This window comes from Streptomyces panaciradicis, assembly GCF_023516615.1.
GTDB classification, from domain to species: domain Bacteria; phylum Actinomycetota; class Actinomycetes; order Streptomycetales; family Streptomycetaceae; genus Streptomyces; species Streptomyces panaciradicis.
Genome location: NZ_JAMGBF010000304.1, coordinates 1 through 957 on the forward strand (window position 1 = coordinate 1; position 957 = coordinate 957).

The following is a 957-nucleotide window of genomic DNA, read 5'->3' on the forward strand; positions in this document are numbered from 1 at the left end:
TGCCGTCCGTGGAGTGGTTCGAGGAGCAGGACCAGGGGTACCGGGACAGCGTTCTGCCGCCGAGCGTGAGGGCGCGGGTCGCGGTCGAGGCCGGTATCGGTCTGACCTGGCACAAGTACGTGGGGGACGCCGGCCGCATCGTTTCCCTGGAGCACTTCGGCGCCTCCGCCGACGGCAAGGTGCTCTTCCAGGAGTACGGCTTCACCGCCGAGAACGTGGCCGCCCAGGCCCGGGAATCCCTCGCCGCCGCCCAGCGCTGACGCCCGTATACGACACGTAGGAGATGTAATTCCATGACAGACGCACTCAAGCGCCTCTCCGAAGAAGGCGTGGCGATCTGGCTGGACGACCTGTCGCGCAAGCGGATCACGTCCGGCAACCTCGCCGAGCTGATCGACCAGCAGCACGTCGTGGGCGTCACCACCAACCCGACGATCTTCCAGAAGGCGATCTCCGAGGGCGACGGCTACGACCGGCAGCTCTCCGACCTCGCCGCCCGCAAGGTCACCGTCGAAGAGGCCATCCGCATGATCACGACGGCGGACGTCCGCGACGCCGCCGACATCCTGCGCCCGGTCTTCGACTCCACCGACGGCCAGGACGGCCGCGTGTCAATCGAGGTCGACCCGCGTCTGGCCCACAACACCAAGGCCACGGTGGCCGAGGCCAAGCAGCTGGCCTGGCTGGTGGACCGGCCCAACACGCTCATCAAGATCCCGGCCACCGAGGCGGGCCTCCCGGCGATCACCGAGACCATCGGCCTCGGCATCAGCGTCAACGTCACGCTGATCTTCTCCCTGGAGCGCTACCGCAAGGTCATGGACGCCTACCTGTCCGGCCTGGAGAAGGCCAAGGAGCGCGGCCTGGACCTGTCGAAGATCCACTCCGTGGCGTCCTTCTTCGTCTCCCGCGTCGACACCGAGATCGACCGGCGCCTCGACGAGCTGGGCACCGACG

2 protein-coding genes are annotated in these 957 nt (G+C 67.9%); both read left to right on the plus strand.

The genetic code is table 11. The features are described from left to right. Positions 1-260: transketolase-like TK C-terminal-containing protein (locus tag M8J74_RS44030; RefSeq protein ID WP_443744586.1), on the plus strand; the 260-nt coding region annotated here is incomplete at its 5' end. A gap of 33 nt (positions 261-293) precedes the next feature. Continuing rightward, on the plus strand, positions 294-957 hold a 664-nt coding region (gene tal / locus M8J74_RS44035), incomplete at its 3' end, for a transaldolase (RefSeq protein ID WP_249841757.1).